General features: G+C 40.9%; 13 protein-coding genes. 6 read left to right on the plus strand and 7 right to left on the minus strand.

Annotated elements, in window-relative coordinates:
* Window positions 1-6: 6 nt before the first annotated feature.
* From IQ274_RS24290 to IQ274_RS24320, 7 genes are all read right to left on the minus strand, one after another.
* Window positions 7-1,275: a class I SAM-dependent methyltransferase gene (locus IQ274_RS24290; protein ID WP_194143697.1), complete on the minus strand. Its 1,269-nt coding sequence runs from the start codon at window positions 1,273-1,275 to the stop codon at window positions 7-9.
* A 110-nt stretch (window positions 1,276-1,385) separates the two neighbouring features.
* The gene (locus tag IQ274_RS24295) at window positions 1,386-2,414 is read right to left on the minus strand and encodes an NAD-dependent epimerase/dehydratase family protein (protein WP_194143698.1); all 1,029 of its coding nucleotides are present in this window, start codon (window positions 2,412-2,414) and stop codon (window positions 1,386-1,388) included.
* Between the two features lie 440 nt (window positions 2,415-2,854).
* Window positions 2,855-4,069, minus strand: coding sequence for an L-2-hydroxyglutarate oxidase (lhgO, locus tag IQ274_RS24300; protein ID WP_194143699.1), 1,215 nt, complete (start codon window positions 4,067-4,069; stop codon window positions 2,855-2,857).
* Between the two features lie 100 nt (window positions 4,070-4,169).
* The gene (rfbF, locus tag IQ274_RS24305) at window positions 4,170-4,943 is read right to left on the minus strand and encodes a glucose-1-phosphate cytidylyltransferase (protein WP_012407827.1); all 774 of its coding nucleotides are present in this window, start codon (window positions 4,941-4,943) and stop codon (window positions 4,170-4,172) included.
* Window positions 4,944-5,269: 326 nt separating this feature from the next.
* On the minus strand, window positions 5,270-7,438 hold the full coding sequence (locus tag IQ274_RS24310; protein WP_194143700.1) for a tetratricopeptide repeat protein: 2,169 nt from the start codon (window positions 7,436-7,438) through the stop codon (window positions 5,270-5,272).
* Between the two features lie 56 nt (window positions 7,439-7,494).
* Window positions 7,495-8,277 carry a PP2C family serine/threonine-protein phosphatase gene (locus IQ274_RS24315; RefSeq protein ID WP_114082358.1) on the minus strand — a complete coding sequence of 261 codons (783 nt, stop codon included), beginning with the start codon at window positions 8,275-8,277 and terminating at the stop codon, window positions 7,495-7,497.
* 50 nt (window positions 8,278-8,327) lie between these two features.
* Window positions 8,328-9,002, minus strand: a complete 675-nt coding sequence (locus IQ274_RS24320) for a vWA domain-containing protein (RefSeq protein WP_114082323.1) — start codon at window positions 9,000-9,002, stop codon at window positions 8,328-8,330.
* A 751-nt stretch (window positions 9,003-9,753) separates the two neighbouring features.
* Here IQ274_RS24320 and IQ274_RS24325 point away from each other — a divergent pair.
* The 6 genes from IQ274_RS24325 to IQ274_RS24350 all read left to right on the plus strand — a co-directional run bounded on the left by IQ274_RS24325 (window position 9,754) and on the right by IQ274_RS24350 (window position 16,653).
* Window positions 9,754-11,139, plus strand: a complete 1,386-nt coding sequence (locus IQ274_RS24325; RefSeq protein WP_194143701.1) for a response regulator — start codon at window positions 9,754-9,756, stop codon at window positions 11,137-11,139.
* A 397-nt stretch (window positions 11,140-11,536) separates the two neighbouring features.
* Window positions 11,537-11,704, plus strand: a complete 168-nt coding sequence (locus tag IQ274_RS24330; RefSeq protein WP_322745312.1) for a type II toxin-antitoxin system VapB family antitoxin — start codon at window positions 11,537-11,539, stop codon at window positions 11,702-11,704.
* A gap of 370 nt (window positions 11,705-12,074) precedes the next feature.
* Window positions 12,075-14,525: a phenylalanine--tRNA ligase subunit beta gene (gene pheT / locus IQ274_RS24335; protein ID WP_194143702.1), complete on the plus strand. Its 2,451-nt coding sequence runs from the start codon at window positions 12,075-12,077 to the stop codon at window positions 14,523-14,525.
* Between the two features lie 98 nt (window positions 14,526-14,623).
* A complete protein-coding gene (locus IQ274_RS24340; protein WP_194143703.1) occupies window positions 14,624-14,893 on the plus strand; it encodes a YciI family protein in 270 nt (89 codons plus the stop codon).
* An 83-nt stretch (window positions 14,894-14,976) separates the two neighbouring features.
* Window positions 14,977-15,771 carry a Tab2/Atab2 family RNA-binding protein gene (locus IQ274_RS24345; RefSeq protein ID WP_194143704.1) on the plus strand — a complete coding sequence of 265 codons (795 nt, stop codon included), beginning with the start codon at window positions 14,977-14,979 and terminating at the stop codon, window positions 15,769-15,771.
* A 420-nt stretch (window positions 15,772-16,191) separates the two neighbouring features.
* A complete protein-coding gene (locus IQ274_RS24350; RefSeq protein WP_228058336.1) occupies window positions 16,192-16,653 on the plus strand; it encodes a tetratricopeptide repeat protein in 462 nt (153 codons plus the stop codon).
* Window positions 16,654-16,726: the final 73 nt, after the last annotated feature.

Consider the following 16,726-nt stretch of genomic DNA (forward strand, 5'->3'; position numbering starts at 1 on the left):
TAGTAATTACGACGCTAGTAAAAGCCTATCCGGAATAGGACACGGATAAATTTTTACTTCAGGAATTGGTACAACAAACTGTCCACCCCATTCGCCAATAAATGCCATTTGCTCCATAATTTCTTCTTTGAGATTCCAAGGTAAAATTAGGACATAATCTGGTTTAGTTTCGCGGATTTTGTCTGGTTCAAAGATGGGAATATGAGTCCCAGGTAAAAATAAGTCTTGTTTGTAAGGGTTGCAATCGACTGTGTAATCGATAAAATCTTTCCCAATCCCACAGTAATTAAGCAATGTGTTGCCTTTGGCTGGTGCGCCATAACCAACAATTGATTTCCCTTCTGCTTTTGCACTCAAAAGAAAATTTAATAGCTTATGCTTTGTTTGTTTGACTTTTTCACCAAATGTAATATAAGTCTCTATCCGATGCAGTCCAGCAGCAATTTCTTTTGCTTTTAGATGGCTAACTCGGTCACTGATGTTAGGACTATCAGCATCGTTATGTTTGGCATAAATTCTTAGTGAACCACCATGAGTTGATAATTCTTCCACATCAAAAAGTTGCAAATTGTGTGCTGTAAAAATCTTTTCGATAGCAAGAAATGAGAAGTAAGAAAAATGCTCGTGATAAATAGTATCAAACTGATTTTGTTGAATCAATTGTAAGATGTGAGGAAACTCCATCGTCAAAATACCATTCGGTTTGAGGATGAGTTTCATTCCAGCTATGAAATCATTTAAATCTGGTACATGAGCTAAAACATTATTGCCTATCAAAAGATCGGCTAGTTTTCCTTGTATCACAAGTTCTTTGGCAGTCTCAACCCCAAAAAACTTGTTGATACTAGGAATACCTCTATCTTGAGCTATCTTAGCTATATTTGCGGCTGGTTCTATTCCTAAAACTGGGATTCCCTTTTCTACAAAATATTGCAGTAGGTAGCCATCGTTGCTGGCAATCTCAATAACTTGATTATGATGATTAAAGCCAAATTTATCTACCATCATATCGGTGTAAGCTTTGACGTGTTTTAGCCAACTTACTGAGTAAGAAGAAAAGTAAGCATAATCGCTAAAAATATGATCGGGAGTTTCAAATTGTTCTAATTGAACTAAAAGGGTGTCTTCAGATACATAAGCATGGAGTGGATAAAATTTTTCGGCATGATTTAGCTGTTCTGCTGTTAGATAAGCATTGGCTAAAGGTGACATTCCTAAATCAATAAAGGTTTGGTGCAGAGGTTGACCACTGAAACGACATTTTGCGTTCGCCATATTTTTCAACTCACTGATTACAAATAATTTGATGGATGAAATAAGTCCGAACCAAATATTGTTGATTCGGAAACTTAGATTATTTCTTCTTTGCTGATAGGTCAGTCTATCTACTTTTTATTCCAGAAGAAATCTTTGTCAATTTGCTCGGTACGGATTAGATACTCTAGCTGTTTTAAGCGAGTAAATCCTCTAAACAAGAAAGTGTCTTCAGCCATATCTATTTGACTAAATAAATCAAATAGCTGCTGGGCACCAAGTCGGGCATTCCAATCACATTTAAATCCGGGGAGAATTGTGTTGATTTTCTCGAAGGATACCCGATAGCTGCGGTTATCTGAGCCGTTCTCACCAAAAGACAATTTACAATCTGGGAAAATATCAGCAATAATTTCTGCGATTTCTTTGACACGATAGTTGTTTGCTGTATCTCCGACGTTGAAGATTTGGTTATGTACAATATCTCGTGGTGCTTCTAAAGCGCAGACTATTGCTTTGCAAATATCCAGTGCGTGGACTAATGGTCGCCAAGGTGTGCCATCACTGGTCATTTTGATTTGTTTGCTAGTCCATGCCAACCCAGCTAAGTTGTTTAAAACAATATCAAAGCGCATTCTGGGAGAAGCACCAAAGGCTGTGGCATTCCGCATAAAGGTGGGAGAGAAGTCATCGTCAGCTAGTGGTGTGACATCTCGTTCTACCAAAGTTTTGCACTCTGCGTAGGCTGTTTGAGGATTAATTGGGGATTCTTCTGTAACATCACCTGCGGTAGCAACACCGTAGACACTGCACGAAGACATATATACAAAACGACGCACACCCATAGCTTTAGCTAGGCTAGCGAGACGAACTGAACCTACATGATTAATTTCGTAGGTAATATTGGGTGCTAATTGTCCGGCTGGGTCGTTGGAAAGTTCCGCCATGTGAACTATTGCTTCAACACCTTCCAAATCATCAGGAGTGATGTTGCGGATATCTTTGTTAAGGGTTTTAGGTGTTACCCCATTAGCGTTGTATAGCCAACCAACTTTATAGAACCCTGTATCTAGACCGATAACTTCATGTCCACGTTCAATTAACAGAGGCGGTAATAATGAACCTAGATAGCCTTCTGTTCCAGTTACTAATATTTTCATTGTGGTTAACGCCTTTGTATTGATGAGTTAAATTTTTCGTTTAGTAGGGATGCACAAATTTGCGTCCTAAAGGGTGTTGCATCCAAGAGGGAACCGCTATATTTTTCGTTTGTATGCAATAATTTGACCTCTCTCCAAACCTCTCTCCTAAGAGGAGGCTTTGAATCTTGCTCCCATTCCCTTATAGGGAAGGGGTTGGGGGTTAGGTCATTGGACTCAACCCAGAAGCGCTATATATAACTCGGCTAACAGTCATTACATAGTTTGCTGACTTACCTATTGAGTAACAGCACTCTATAGCGGTTCTTAATTGATGCACTACACTTTTTTCTTGTGAGATGGGTAAGATACCTATCTCTTATATTTCCAGGCTGGAAAAGATGCCCACTATACAAGATTCATCCTTTTATTCAGCAGCCCGGAAGTAATAACAATGTTATCTATGCAGTTACTGCAATATCTAGATGCGAGGGTTGGGGAATTTCTGCTACAAGCGCTTTGCCGATTTCTAGAGAAGATGTGGCAGCTGGAGAAGGAGCATTGCAAACATGGATGGAGTTTTGACCGGAAACAATCAAAAAGTCGTCTACAAGTTTGCCGTCGTTCATTAAGGCTTGAGCGCGAACTCCTGCGTGGGTGGGAACTAAGTCTTCTGCTTGGACTTCGGGAATTAGTTTTTGCAAACTTCTGGTGAAGGCTGCTTTACTAAAGGAACGAATGATTTCTTGGATGCCTTCATCAGCGTGTTTGGCTGCTAATTTCCAGAAACCGGGATAGGTGACGACTTCAAGAAAATCTCGTAAGTCAAAGTCGGTTTTTTTGTAACCTTCGCGTTTGAGTGACAAAACTGCGTTTGGCCCTGCGTGGACGCTACCATCAATCATCCGGGTAAAGTGGACACCCAGGAAGGGAAAATCGGGATTGGGAACTGGATAAATTAGTGTCTTAACGAGATAGCGTTTTTCTGGGGTGAGTTCGTAGTATTCTCCCCGAAATGGGACGATTTTGGCTTGGGGTTCAACTTGACCTAGTTTGGTGGTGCGATCGCTATGCAATCCCGTACAATTAATTACAAAGCGGGTTGCAAAGTTACCTTTGTTTGTTTCTAGTACCTGATTTTTACCACTTGGGGAGATTTTCAGAACTTTTGTATTGAGATGCAAATCTCCACCCTGCTGTTGAATTAGCTGGGCATATTTCAAACAAACTTGCTTGTAATTAACAATCCCAGTTGAAAATACCCGAAGCCCACCTACGCATTTTACGTGAGGTTCAATTTCCCTGACTTCTTCGGGGCTGATTCTCTTAACTTCTATACCATTGTCTAAGCCGCGTTGGTAGAGATTTTCTAGACGTGGTAGTTCTTGTTCTTCTGTTGCAACAATGACTTTACCACAAACTTCATGTTCTATTCCATGCTCTTGGCAAAATTCTACCATAGAGCGAGAACCATCACGACAAAATTTAGCTTTGAAACTGCCTGGCTTGTAGTAAATACCAGAATGAATTACCCCGCTATTATTGCCGGTTTGGTGAAATGCCCATTGACTCTCTTTTTCTAGTACTAAAATACGCGCATTGGGATATCGTTTTCCTAAAGCCAATGCTGTAGAGAGTCCAACTATTCCCCCACCTATAATCGCAAAATCATACATTAGTATTATCGCACTTAAAATTACAGTAAATCCATAAAGTTATTTGGGATTTGGTACTGGGTATTGGGTTAGAAAAAATCTCCCCCAGCCCCCAGTTACCTTACCATGCTTTCCAAGGAGCCTGACTGCTTTTCCATAGCCCCTCTAGATAGTTTTTATCGCGTAAAGTATCCATCGGTTGCCAAAAACCATCATGTTTAAAAGCAGATAGTTGTTCCATATCAGCTAGCTTTTCTAATGGCTCTTGCTCCCATACTGTAGAGTCATCAGCAATCAAATTGATTACTTCTGGTTCTAACACAAAATAACCGCCATTAATCCAAGCTCCATCACCTTCGGGTTTTTCCCGAAAGCTGGTAATTTTAGTTTGCTCATATCCCAAGGAAATGGCACCAAAACGTCCGGCTGGTTGAACGGCCGTGAGCGTTCCTAATGTATTTTGTTCTTTGTGAAACTTCACTAGCTCGGTGATATTAATATTACTTACACCATCACCATAAGTAAAGCAAAAGGTCTCATTACCAAGATGTTCCCTGATTCGCTTTAAGCGTCCGCCTGTCATGGTATTATCACCCGTATTGACTAAGGTAACACGCCAGGGTTCTGCATAACCAGAATGCACGTTCATCTGGTTAAATCGCATATCAAAGGTAACATCTGACATGTGTAAGAAGTAATTAGCAAAATACTCCTTAATTATGTAACCTTTGTAACCGCAACAAATTATGAAGTCGTTAATGCCGTGGGCGGAGTAAGTCTTCATTATGTGCCAGAGAATTGGCTTACCACCAATCTCAACCATCGGCTTGGGTCTGATACTAGTTTCTTCACTGAGGCGTGTACCAAGCCCTCCAGCCAAAATCACCGCTTTCATGCAATTACCTCGGAGATTTGTAGGGATATTATTATTTGACTTTTCGACATGAAGAGGATGCACTTAGATAGAGAAAAATTGATTTCTGATTTGTTTTTCTCCGTCAATAATCTAACTGTAATTTTCCCCGAAATTATAAAGGAAAGATAAATTAACATCTTTTCTATATAAAAGCTCTATGAATATCTATAAACATGAAAATAAATTATTTAATTAAATAAAAATGTTACCAAATAAATAACTAGGGTTAGCATCAGCTAACCCTAGCTAGGCTTGATTTCTCCAATCAAAACCGATAATAGGCGAGTAAAAAAACTTACTTGTTTTTAGTTAGTTTTTTCCAAATTACTTGAGCTTTGAAACAAAGGATCGCATTTGTTTTCTACGACTACACATAAGTTACTGAGTGCTTGCTGATAATTATCCATATCATCTTGCTCAAGAAACATTTTGGCAGATGCCTGTACATCTTCGATCGCTTTCGCCTGATTTTTGTTAGATTCACTACCACCATATTGTGCCAGTTCATAACGAACCATACCTCGTTTGAGATATACTTTTGCTAATTTAGGGCTGATAGTTAATGCTTGGTTAAAGTCAGCGATCGCTTGATTGTATTCTTGTTCATAATTGCTGCTATATTGAGCAATTTGATAATAGACAACACCTCGCTGAAAATAAGCTTCTGCTTTCGATACATTACGTTTTATAACCTGAGTGAAATCTGCGATCGCTCTTTTGTAAGCTTGTTGAGATTCACCGCTATATTTAGCCATTTGGGTGCGGACAATCCCCCGTCTGATATAAGCTTCAATTTCGTTATTATCCAGACCGAGGGCTCGATTATAGTCTGCGATCGCTAGGTTGTACTCTGTATCAGGATCGTTGCTATATTCGGCGAGCATATAGCGGGCATTACCCCGATTCACAAGGGCTTTGGTTTGATTGGGATTGATTTTGAGAGCTTGGCTATAATCTGTAACTGCTCCTTCGTAGTCTTTGAGGTTATAGCGGGCATTGCCCCGATTTACAATTGCTGTGGTATGTGTTGGTTGTTGTTCAATTGCTGCGGTTAAGCTGGCAATTGCTTTTTCGTAATCTCGGTCTTTGTAAGCAGTTTGACTCTGCTGATAGTAATCAGCGAAGCTGAGTTTGTTAATTGTCTGGCGAGACTTCAATGTTTGTTGAGTGTAAGCATTTTGGGAAACCAACGGCTGAGTAAATTTAATCATTACGTCGGCATAACCCAATAAACCGAAACCCAGCAAACAACAAATAACCGGGTACAATTTTGACTTTTTGGAACGTTTATAAGATGAACCGCTTGGAGTAATTACTGGCTGCCAATAATTACCTAAGTGCGGTGACATACTGCGCTGGGGAAAATGCGGTGTCTGGGTGTAGCGCTTTTTCGCTTTGATTCGCGGTTGGAGATGTTCTCTCGCTTCTATAGCCCGATGTGATGGGAAGGGGTCGCGTCCGCCTAATCGCACGGTACGTTCACACCACGGACAGCTACGCATGTGGTTGTTGTAGCGATGCTGGGGATTTGTGGTGCAGGTAATTAAGGAATCTTCGGCTTCAGCGATGGCTGAGAGCCAAGTCTGGGCATTGGGGCGCAGCTGTGGGTTGTTGTGACCATCTTCAAAACAACGGACAAATAGTTCTTGTAGGCTGGGATGAAGAATTTCCCAAGGGGGTGCAATGGGGGTAGGTAGGTAGGGTACGTACCGCTTTTGGCTATAAGTGAAATGCCCCGATGCAATGCGGGCTTCGTAGGGCGGTGGCTCAATAGAGCCTTGAAAAATCCCCGAAAATGGGTGAGTGCCTTCCATTAAGAGTTGGAATACCAGCACTGCTAACCCAAATAAATCGTGAGAAATTTCGCGATCGTGTTGGGCAAAAGTTTTATTCTGTAGTTCTGGTGGCGTAAACTCTGGTTTTCCGACTGGGCAGCGATAAACAACATTGCTGTTGGGGTCGAGTACTTGGAAAGAGTCTGTGTCTATCAAAGTCACCAGTGCAGTGTCACTGACGAGGATATTTGACTCGTTCACATCACCAATGCAATATCCACTAGCGTGCAAAGCAGCAAAAGCTGCCGCCAAGTTACGAGCCGTGCGGAGCAGGTACTGATAGTTGAATAGGGGACAGTGTTGACGACGGGTTCTGGGGTTGTAGAAGTCGATGATTGGACGCATCCCCTGAATCCGTGGCATCAAAAAGCCCAAGATGCTATTTTTGCCATCTGGTGTCCGCAATAAATCCTCTGGCCAAGCGATAGAGATATGACCCAAACTAGCTGTAGGGTTTTCTGGCGGGTTGGCAAGCATCGCCTGTAATTTGTCAGCATGGGCTGTAGTTGGCTTGTGGTAAATCTTCGCCACCAAGTCATTATCAGATGGCACTGCATAAACACAAGCTTCACCGCCACGCCCCAAACTGACATTGAGGCTGAGGATTTCTTTTCTAGGGGAACAACGTAGTACCTGCATAATGAAATTACCGCTAACGGAAGTTATTTAAGATGTGAAACCTGTAAATTGATTGCTCATGAGTCGTTGAATGCAGCTATAATGAGTGTTAAATCATCATCAGTGCGTTGTGTAATTCGGTCTGAGCGTAAAAACTTTACTAACTGCTCCTTCGCTTCTGTCTTATCTTCGGTATTAGCTACAAATTCAAACAGTGGAAAAAAGAATGGTTTGTGAGGTTCACCAACAACCATATTCAAAGCCAGCATTTGTAGTCCGTCGGTGATGATACCAACATTAACTATGTCAGTGCGCCATAATCTCATCTGCGCTGTGTCTAAGGCCGTAGGAGAAGTTAAAAAAGTGGTTTCGTTGATGTACTCGCCGCTATCAGGTATAGTTAGAGCGAGGAGATTGCCCGTGCTATCTTTTGCTACTGCCAAACCATCACCTATTTGCACTACAGCTACAACTTCTGGTGTGGCAACCATCATAATTAAGGTAGTTGCTAAGTCTTGAGGCTGTTTGTCACAAGTAGCCGCTTCAGCCTCCACAGCTTTTTTGGCAGCTAGTATGGCATCATTTAAGAGCGATCGCACAAACGCATCATCACTCAAAACTTTTTGGGTGATTCCTCTGCTAGAAATGCTTTCTATTGCTGTCTCCACAGCAATCATAGCTCCCACTTTCCCAAGGCTAGCAGAACCCGCGCCATCTGCTGCGGCTGCCACCAAAACATTATCAGACAATATTTGCCAGTGATGAGCATCCTGACATAACTGCTTATTTTTTAAGTGACTTGTACCACATACCGACGCAGCCACAATCCGCCATTGAGCAATCTGTTTTGATATTTTCATAGATTTTTTTTCAACAGCTCGCTGTGTCAACATCAAGCTGCGATTTTTAATTAAACAGTCCCCCAACCAATCGGCGGTAGTGCTACCTGTTCGTCTACCTGCGAATGAGAAACAGCTGACATACTAGTTGATAGCCAGACAAACATCTCGATGAAATTTAGTCCTTTGAGTTTCAAAGGTGTACGTACAGTTATTTGATTTAAACGCGTCATATTCGCATTTTCTACACCAACTGTAAAGAATGCTACACGCTTGTTCGCCTCATCTCCCTGTAAGCGCACAGATGCTTGCTCCACTACATTCTCTAACTCACCTTGGGGTTCTCCATCGGTAATCATGAATACCCAAGGACGATAGTAAGCAATCCCATTGGTACGATACTGAGATTTCCGCTCTTGAATTATATCCAAAGCTTTATGAATGCCTGCACCCATTGTAGTCAAGCCCTGTGCCGTTAAAATGGGCGGATTGAATTGATCGGCAGTCACAAAGTCTTGTACTACATTGACATTACTATCAAAAGTGACGATCGCCACTTCTACACGTCTTGCGGCTAAGGAATTTTTGACCAATTCATCCTTTAAACTGAGCAAACCCTGATTTAAAGCCTCAATCGGATCTCCTTGCATCGAGCCAGATGTATCTAGTAAAAGTACACAAGGACAACGTGGTTCTGGGTTCTCAGCAAATTCTACTACTTCATCAAGTCTTAATGTATCATGCATAACTTTTTGTGTTATGTTAAAGTTCAAAGCTTTATTTCCTTTTTGTCCGAGTATATAATTTCAGCCGTCGAGGTCACTACAGAATATAGTATCTAGTGGTAGATGCTCTAATCTTTATTAAACAAATTATTTTCATGAAGTTCTCAATATATTTTTTAAGAAAAACTTGAGTACAGCTTAGTTTAGCAAAAAAGAGTTTATCAAAACCCAGTGTTACCTGTTGTAATGTATCTACCAAAAATTTATATCCATTAAACCTACAGTACAATAAATACGTAAACTTTCCCAGATAAGTTTTTAAAGATTTTATGTAGAAGAATTTTTCCTTTACAGAAAAATTATTAACCATAATTAATATCTTTAGCTCCAGAAGTATACCAGCGTAACTGCTTCAACGTGGAATCAAATTTGCCTGATTTTTGTGAGTAGGCATAAATAAACGTCATTACTAAGGTCTTAAGGTAAGAGTTGTCAGGAGTTGGTAAAATCCAGAATTAACCAATATTTACTGATAGGCTAGCTATGATAAATGTTTCTCTTTATTCATACCTACTTGTGGTTTGAGACAAATTAAGTAAAAAGTACCAAATGTAACAAATAAGTTATAAAACTTATAATTTTTAAAATATATACATATTTTAAAAGGAATAAATTGTCCGTAGATAAATATTACAAAGAAGAGAAGACTTCATTGTTGATATTTTCAATCTACAAATGTTCAGTTGTTGATTCCGCAAGAAACTTGAAAAATATGAATAACTCAGGCGCATTCACCAAACTACGTCCTCTAAGTTTGTTAAGACAGTTATCCAATTGCTTTGATAGTACTTGTTTACAAGCATTAAGTAACTCAGTTCGTTGGTCAATTTACTTAGAACAGGGTAAAATAACTTACGCGACTCATTCAGTAGAACCTTTTGATCGACTAGAACGCCATTTGCGCCGCCTCAGCCACCAAATTCCCCTGCTTACTAGCGAGGTGCGGGTTCAAGCCCGTCTGATGTTTGAACCTGACTCACACAATCAGTTACTCGAATATGACAGCAATTCCAGAAGCCACCCTCCTGAATATCAGGCGATATCCTGGCTTGTTAGTCAACAACATCTACATTCTACACAAGCAGTAGTGCTGATTCAAGAATTAGTTAAAGAGGTGATTGAATCATTTTTGCTCATTAAAGAAGGTACTTATGAATTAACAGAACCACTTGAGAGAATGCCAAGAATTTGTAGGCTAGATGTAGAAAAGATTCTAGAACGTTGTCAAGGAAGATTACAGAATTGGCAAGCTTTTGTTCCGCAAATCTCTTCTCCATATCAACGTCCATATCTGTTGATTAACAGCAAAATTGAGGAAAAAGATTTACCAAAACTTCAGCCAGATTTGATTAATTGGATGAAGGGTTTCAGCTTGTGTCATCTGGCAACAATTTTGAATCAAGATGAAATTCAATTAGCCCGCAATTTATACCCTTACATACTTAATGGTGCGATTATCTTGCATGAACCCGATCCACCATTTGATAAGTTACCAAAGCTATTTGAAGAGCAATCGCTTTTCTCAAAAATAATTCCAGAGATAGAGAACACCACAAAAGAGCTAAATAGCACCATCAACTCTTACCCTGATATTGCTGAAGAGAATATATCTCCTGTTCCACGATTACCACAGATTTCTCTTCCTCCCCAAGAAAAATTTCAGGAACCAACAATATCAAATAACATAAATCCTGCTTCCCAAAAAGTAACAGATGCTACTGTAACGGCACAAAAAGCCCACAAAATCGTTTCTGTAGATGATAGCCCCACAATTCTCAAAGAAATTAGTCGTTTCTTAGAAAATGAAAATTTTTCTGTAGTGACTATTAACGATCCAGTAAAAGCCGTTTTATCAATTATAAGGCACAAACCAGACTTAATTTTGTTGGATTTAAATATGCTAGGAATAGATGGTTATGAGTTGTGCCGTATTATACGAAATAATTCGATATTTCAAAAGACTCCCATTATTTTTGTGACTGGTAATAAAGGAATTGTAGATAAAGTCAAAGCCAAATTGGTTGGGGCATCTGGATATCTGACTAAACCATTTACTCGCGCAGAATTACTTAAAATAGTCTTCATGCATTTGACTTAAATTAACCACAAAATCTAATAATGTTGAACTAGTAAAAATAAATATGGCTACAGTTTTGGTTGTTGAAGATACTCCTTCTCAATTGGAATTAATCAATAGTTTTTTAAGAGACAGTACGCGGAATTAAAAATTAAAAATTAATACAGTGTAAGCATTTGATTGATTTAGAATGGGTGGTTTCTTTCCGCCGTGTTGTACTAAACCTCGTCTACCTTGAGAACCGTAGTTTTGTAGTAATTTTGTAGGTTGGGTGCAGCGATAGCGTAACCCAACATAAAATTTGGTGGTAATGTTGGGTTGCGTTTCACTCCACCCAACCTACATAAATATATCTTTTAAAAAACTCTAGGTTTCAACATAGATGAGGTTTAGTAATCTAGAAATTGACTAAAACTTTATTAATGAAGCTCTCGAACTTGGTGGTCATCCAACTAAGGACGCTGTTATTGAAGAGACATTACGAGAGTATATGCAGCATCAAAAGAAACTGGAAAGTTTGGAGCTATTTGGTACGATTGAATACAAACACTACTATTCTTTGCGTTCAGGTTTTGTACCTACTTAGATCAATTGTTTGTAGTAGCTTACTTACTCGCACACATAAATCGTAGAAAGCCTTTAACTGTTCAATTATGGGTTCCATTTTTATGTTTTACACTCTCCGGTCTAAAAGGATGTTTTAAAAGTATTATATGAAACACCAAAAGCTTTTCTCCTGCGAAAAGAGAGGTTTCGAGCATATATTTGACTGGTTAAATATCCTCTGAGAGAAACCAAGACACCAAGAAAAGATTAGGAAGAGAGATTGTTCTGCGAGTCTAACGTAGTAGGATTGTTCAAGTGAAAGGTTACGCCTAGCGGGATGAGTAGCCATCGATCGCTAGTAGGCACCCTAAAATAAGAACAAAAGACGATTCCTAAAACAAGCACACTCCATGCGTATTTCTCTAAATTGGCTGCGCGAACTAGTAGAGATAAAACTTAGTCCAGAAGAATTAGCCGAAACCCTGACAATGGCGGGGTTTGAGGTTGAAGATATTGAAGATCGCCGCACTTGGGCAAATGGCGTGGTTGTAGGGAAAGTGCTTGAGCGTCAACCCCACCCCAACGCCGATAAATTAAGTGTTTGCCAAGTCGATATCGGTGCAGGTGAAACTTTAAATATTGTCTGTGGTGCTGCCAATGTGAAGGCAGATATCTATGTACCGATCGCAACTACGGGTACTTACTTACCCAACATCGATTTAAAAATTAAACCTGCAAAACTCCGTGGTGTCCCTTCTCAGGGCATGATTTGTTCTTTAAAAGAACTCGGCTTGCCCACCGATGTAGACGGAATTCATATTTTTACCCAGGAAAATTTACCATTAGGTAGTGATGTGCGTCCTTTGTTGGGTCTAGATGATGTAATTTTAGACCTGACTGCAACTGCCAATCGCGCTGATGCTCTGAGTATGGTAGGTGTAGCCAGAGAAGTCGCAGCTTTAACTGGTGGAAAATTGAGCATCCCTGAACCTGGTGAAGTTTCTATTAGCAAAAATACTGGAAATTTAACTTTAAAAATTGCTGATACACAAGCTTGTCCTGCATACATCGGTACGGTAATCGAACAGGTAAAAATTGCTCCATCCCCCGAATGGTTGCAACAGCGTTTACGGGCGGCTGGGGTACGTCCTATAAGTAATGTGGTGGATATTACTAACTACGTTTTGTTGGAATGGGGACAACCATTGCACGCCTTTGACCGCGATCGCTTAAAATCTGTTGCAAGTAGCGAAAATTTAACCATCGGCGTTCGTTTCGCTAATAATGGCGAATTCTTAAAAACCCTAGATGGACAAACTCGCACCCTCTCAACCCAAAATTTGTTAATTACCGCTAATGATAGACCCGTTGCATTGGCGGGAGTCATGGGTGGAGAAGAAACAGAAGTCCATGAAGGGACTCAAAGCCTAGTTTTAGAAGCAGCTTTATTTGATTCCGTGGCAATTCGCCGTTCTTCGCGCAGTGCAGGCTTAAGAAGTGAGGCTTCTGGGAGATATGAACGGGGAGTTAACCGCGCTGAGTTGGAAATCGCTAATCGCCGCGCCTTATCCTTAATTAGCGAATTAGCTAGTGGAATTCTTGTCCAGCAGGAAATTGCCGACACTCGCCCCGATCCTTCTACCTGGAGTCGTTCGATCGCACTGCGTTTAGACCGAGTTAATCAGATATTAGGGCCAATCGATTTGGGAGAGGACACAGGTGAACTCCAAGGACAAGATGTTGAGCGCATCCTGACTGCACTAGGATGTCAGTTGACTCCTTCAGGTGAAGATAGCAATCATCAACCTACATGGTCAGTTTCCGTCCCACCCTATCGTTACCGCGACTTAGAGCGAGAAATTGATTTAATTGAAGAAATCGCCCGTCTCTATGGTTACAACCGATTCTGCGATACTTTACCAGAAAAATCGGAAGGTGGTTATCTGCCTTTAGACGAGGAACTGATTCGCAAGTTACGGGCTTTCCTCCGGGCTGAAGGATTGACAGAATTAATCCACTATTCTTTAGTTAAACCAGGAGAAGACAGACAGATAGTACTGTCAAATCCTTTATTTGCCGAATATTCAGCACTACGAAACGATTTGCTATCTGGGTTGATTGATGCCTTTCAATACAATTTAGAACAGGGTAATGGTTCCCTAAACGGCTTTGAAATCGGGCAAATTTTCTGGCGAGAAGAAGACGGTTTGCAAGAAACAGAAGCCTTAGCTGGGATTATGGGAGGCGATCGCACCATTGGCAAATGGTCAAAAAGTGGACGTGAAGAACCCATCACCTGGTTTGAAGCCAAAGGCACTTTAGAAAGTATATTTCGGCAACTTGCCTTGCAGGTAGAATTCCAACCCGATTGCCGAGATCATCGCTTACATCCCGGACGCACCGCTTCTCTGTGGATTCGGGGTAACAGGCTGGGTATTTTTGGACAACTCCATCCCCAATTGCGACGAGAAAAAGGTTTACCAGATTCCGTTTATGTTTTCCAGTTGGATCTAGATGTGCTTTTAGAATCTCTAGGACAAGACGAAATTCTTGTGCCAACATTCCAGCCATATTCTACCTATCCAGCTAGCGATCGCGACATCGCCTTTTTCGCACCCGTGAAAATCTCAGTTTCCGAAATTCAAAAAGTAATTACCAAAGCGGGTAAAGATTTGCTCGAATCAGTGGAATTATTTGATGAATATCGAGGCGAAAATGTCCCCGAAGGACAGAGGAGTTTAGCATTCCGTCTAGTTTATCGGGCTAGCGATCGCACTTTGACTGAGGCGGAAGTTGAACCAGTACATAATAAAGTCCGCGAAGCCTTGGTGGAAAAATTTGGCGTAAATCTCAGAAGTTAGTCATTTGTCATTTACTAGGAGTTAGGAATTAATAATTCCTCACTCCCCGATATACTGACTACAAAATCCAAAATCTAAAATCCAAAATAGTCTTAGCTATGCCTAAATATGTACTCTGGGGAACTTATTGCGAAGATGTTCTTGAAAAACGCACCCCTTACCGTCAAGCTCATTTAGACGGATTAGCAAAACAGAAAGAATCCGGTGTGCTGATTACTATTGGCCCCACCAAGGATGTCACAAAAGTTTTTGGGATTTACGAAGCCGAAGACGAAGCGATCGTCCGCGAACTAATTGAAAACGATCCCTACTGGAAAAATGGCATCTGGACTGAATATTCAGTCAAAGAATGGATTCAAGCTTTATAAATTGGGCATAGGGCATAGGGGATTGATTATAATTCTCCTCCCCTATTCCCAATTCCCCATTCCCAATTCCCCATTCCCAATTTATGAAAACTTGGCAGGTTGATTTTTATCGTCGTCCCTTGCAAGATGCGTCTGGACAAATTTTATGGGAGTTGTTGATTTGTGACGCAACTCGCAGCTTTGAGTATGAAGCTACCTGTCTCCAGTCAGCAGCAAATTCTAATTGGGTTGCTGCTCAACTTGAGCTAGCCGCAGGTGAAAAATTGCCAGATGTGATTCAGGTGTTTCGTCCGCAGTCTCTAAGCTTAATTGAGGCGGCTGGACGCAATTTAAGTATAAATGTCGAACCTACGCGCCACACTTTGGCACTGAAGCAGTGGTTACAAGAAAAGCAATATCCCGCAACGGTAGATAAACCACCTCCAGCACCATTACCAGAGAACCTCTGGGGAGAACAATGGCGGTTTGCGACTCTAGCTGCTAGTGACGTAGAAACGAGATTTAGCGATCGCCCCATTCCCATTTTGCACATCCCAGAACATCTTAAACCCATCAACTTGGGTTTAGCGTCAACAGTGCCCGTCCCTGGTGTAGTAATTTATGGTGGACGGCAATCGATGCGCCTAACCCGGTGGTTACAGCAAGCCCGTCCTGTGGCGTTAAACTACATTTCTGGCGCACCAGATGGCTTAGTATTAGAGGCTGGCTTAGTAGATAGGTGGATTGTTGCCACTTTTGAAGATCCGGAAGTTACAACAGCAGCCCAAACATATCAACAGCGAAAAAAGCATTGCCGAGGATTGCATTTTTTGTTAGTGCAACCAGATGATTCCGGGATGACTTATAGCGGCTTTTGGTTATTGCGGGCAGAAGATTGATATTACAGCAATTTTCAGGTAAATAGACCATGCTGTAGGGGCAATTCATGAATTGCCCTTACGACAAATGTGGTTCAAATAGATGAAAATAGCTGTAATTGCCAAAAATATTTGTCCGCTTATTCTTGCCTATTTGCTCTATATAAATGCTCGCAAAGAAAGGGAAGATATTATAACTTTTTAAATAATATTTGTAACTAATTCAAACCTTATCCACTCATATTATACATCTCAAACCTTGGCAAGACTTAATATCAAACACATATCTGTAATCCTACGTAAGTAGGGGTTGAGCGCTGATAGCAGCAGTTTCGTCTGAGCAACGTTGATAAACGGTGCAAACCCGTTTGGGAGAAGAACATCTCTCTGTTGCCACCAGCCTGAAGGAGCTAGCAGAACTCTACTATTATCAAGGAAGCTATGAGCAAGCTGAATCGCGAAGTGCTGTATCTGCAAGCTTCAGGACAGAGAAAACGGTTGCTGGGAGAACAACATTCTTCTGTTGCGACTACCCTGAAAATCCTAGCAGGACTCTACTATTATCAAGGACGCTATGACCAAGCCAAAGAGTTGTTAGTGGAAGCTTTAGACCAGAGAAAATGGCTGCTGGGAGAACAACATTCTTCTGTCCCCACCAGCCTGAAGAAGTTAGCAGGACTCTACTATTATCAAGGACGCTATGACCAAGCCGAAGAGTTGTTAGTGGAAGCTTTAGGACAGAGAAAACAGCTGCTGGGAGAAGAACATCCTTCTGTCGTCACCAGCATGAACAACCTAGCGTCACTTTATGATTCTCAAGGACGCCATGACCAAGCCGAGCCGCTTTATCTGCAAGCTTTAGAAGTATTTCAGCGTCTGCTGGAGACTTATCCAGAAGATTAATTTAGAGGTTGTTTAAAAAGTCCTGTTGTTGATAGTAAAACGTTTTAGATCCCCCTAAATCCCCCGATAAATT

This window comes from Nostoc sp. LEGE 12447 (assembly GCF_015206985.1).
Taxonomy (GTDB): domain Bacteria; phylum Cyanobacteriota; class Cyanobacteriia; order Cyanobacteriales; family Nostocaceae; genus Nostoc.

Bases quoted from the DNA above. Each gene is read 5' to 3' on its own strand.
- IQ274_RS24290 (WP_194143697.1), bottom strand. From the start codon at position 1,275: ATGGCGAACGCAAAATGTCGTTTCAGTGGTCAACCTCTGCACCAAACC.
- IQ274_RS24295 (WP_194143698.1), bottom strand. From the start codon at position 2,414: ATGAAAATATTAGTAACTGGAACAGAAGGCTATCTAGGTTCATTATTA.
- lhgO (WP_194143699.1), bottom strand. From the start codon at position 4,069: ATGTATGATTTTGCGATTATAGGTGGGGGAATAGTTGGACTCTCTACA.
- rfbF (WP_012407827.1), bottom strand. From the start codon at position 4,943: ATGAAAGCGGTGATTTTGGCTGGAGGGCTTGGTACACGCCTCAGTGAA.
- IQ274_RS24310 (WP_194143700.1), bottom strand. From the start codon at position 7,438: ATGCAGGTACTACGTTGTTCCCCTAGAAAAGAAATCCTCAGCCTCAAT.
- IQ274_RS24315 (WP_114082358.1), bottom strand. From the start codon at position 8,277: ATGAAAATATCAAAACAGATTGCTCAATGGCGGATTGTGGCTGCGTCG.
- IQ274_RS24320 (WP_114082323.1), bottom strand. From the start codon at position 9,002: ATGCATGATACATTAAGACTTGATGAAGTAGTAGAATTTGCTGAGAAC.
- IQ274_RS24325 (WP_194143701.1), top strand. From the start codon at position 9,754: ATGAATAACTCAGGCGCATTCACCAAACTACGTCCTCTAAGTTTGTTA.
- pheT (WP_194143702.1), top strand. From the start codon at position 12,075: ATGCGTATTTCTCTAAATTGGCTGCGCGAACTAGTAGAGATAAAACTT.
- IQ274_RS24340 (WP_194143703.1), top strand. From the start codon at position 14,624: ATGCCTAAATATGTACTCTGGGGAACTTATTGCGAAGATGTTCTTGAA.
- IQ274_RS24345 (WP_194143704.1), top strand. From the start codon at position 14,977: ATGAAAACTTGGCAGGTTGATTTTTATCGTCGTCCCTTGCAAGATGCG.
- IQ274_RS24350 (WP_228058336.1), top strand. From the start codon at position 16,192: ATGAGCAAGCTGAATCGCGAAGTGCTGTATCTGCAAGCTTCAGGACAG.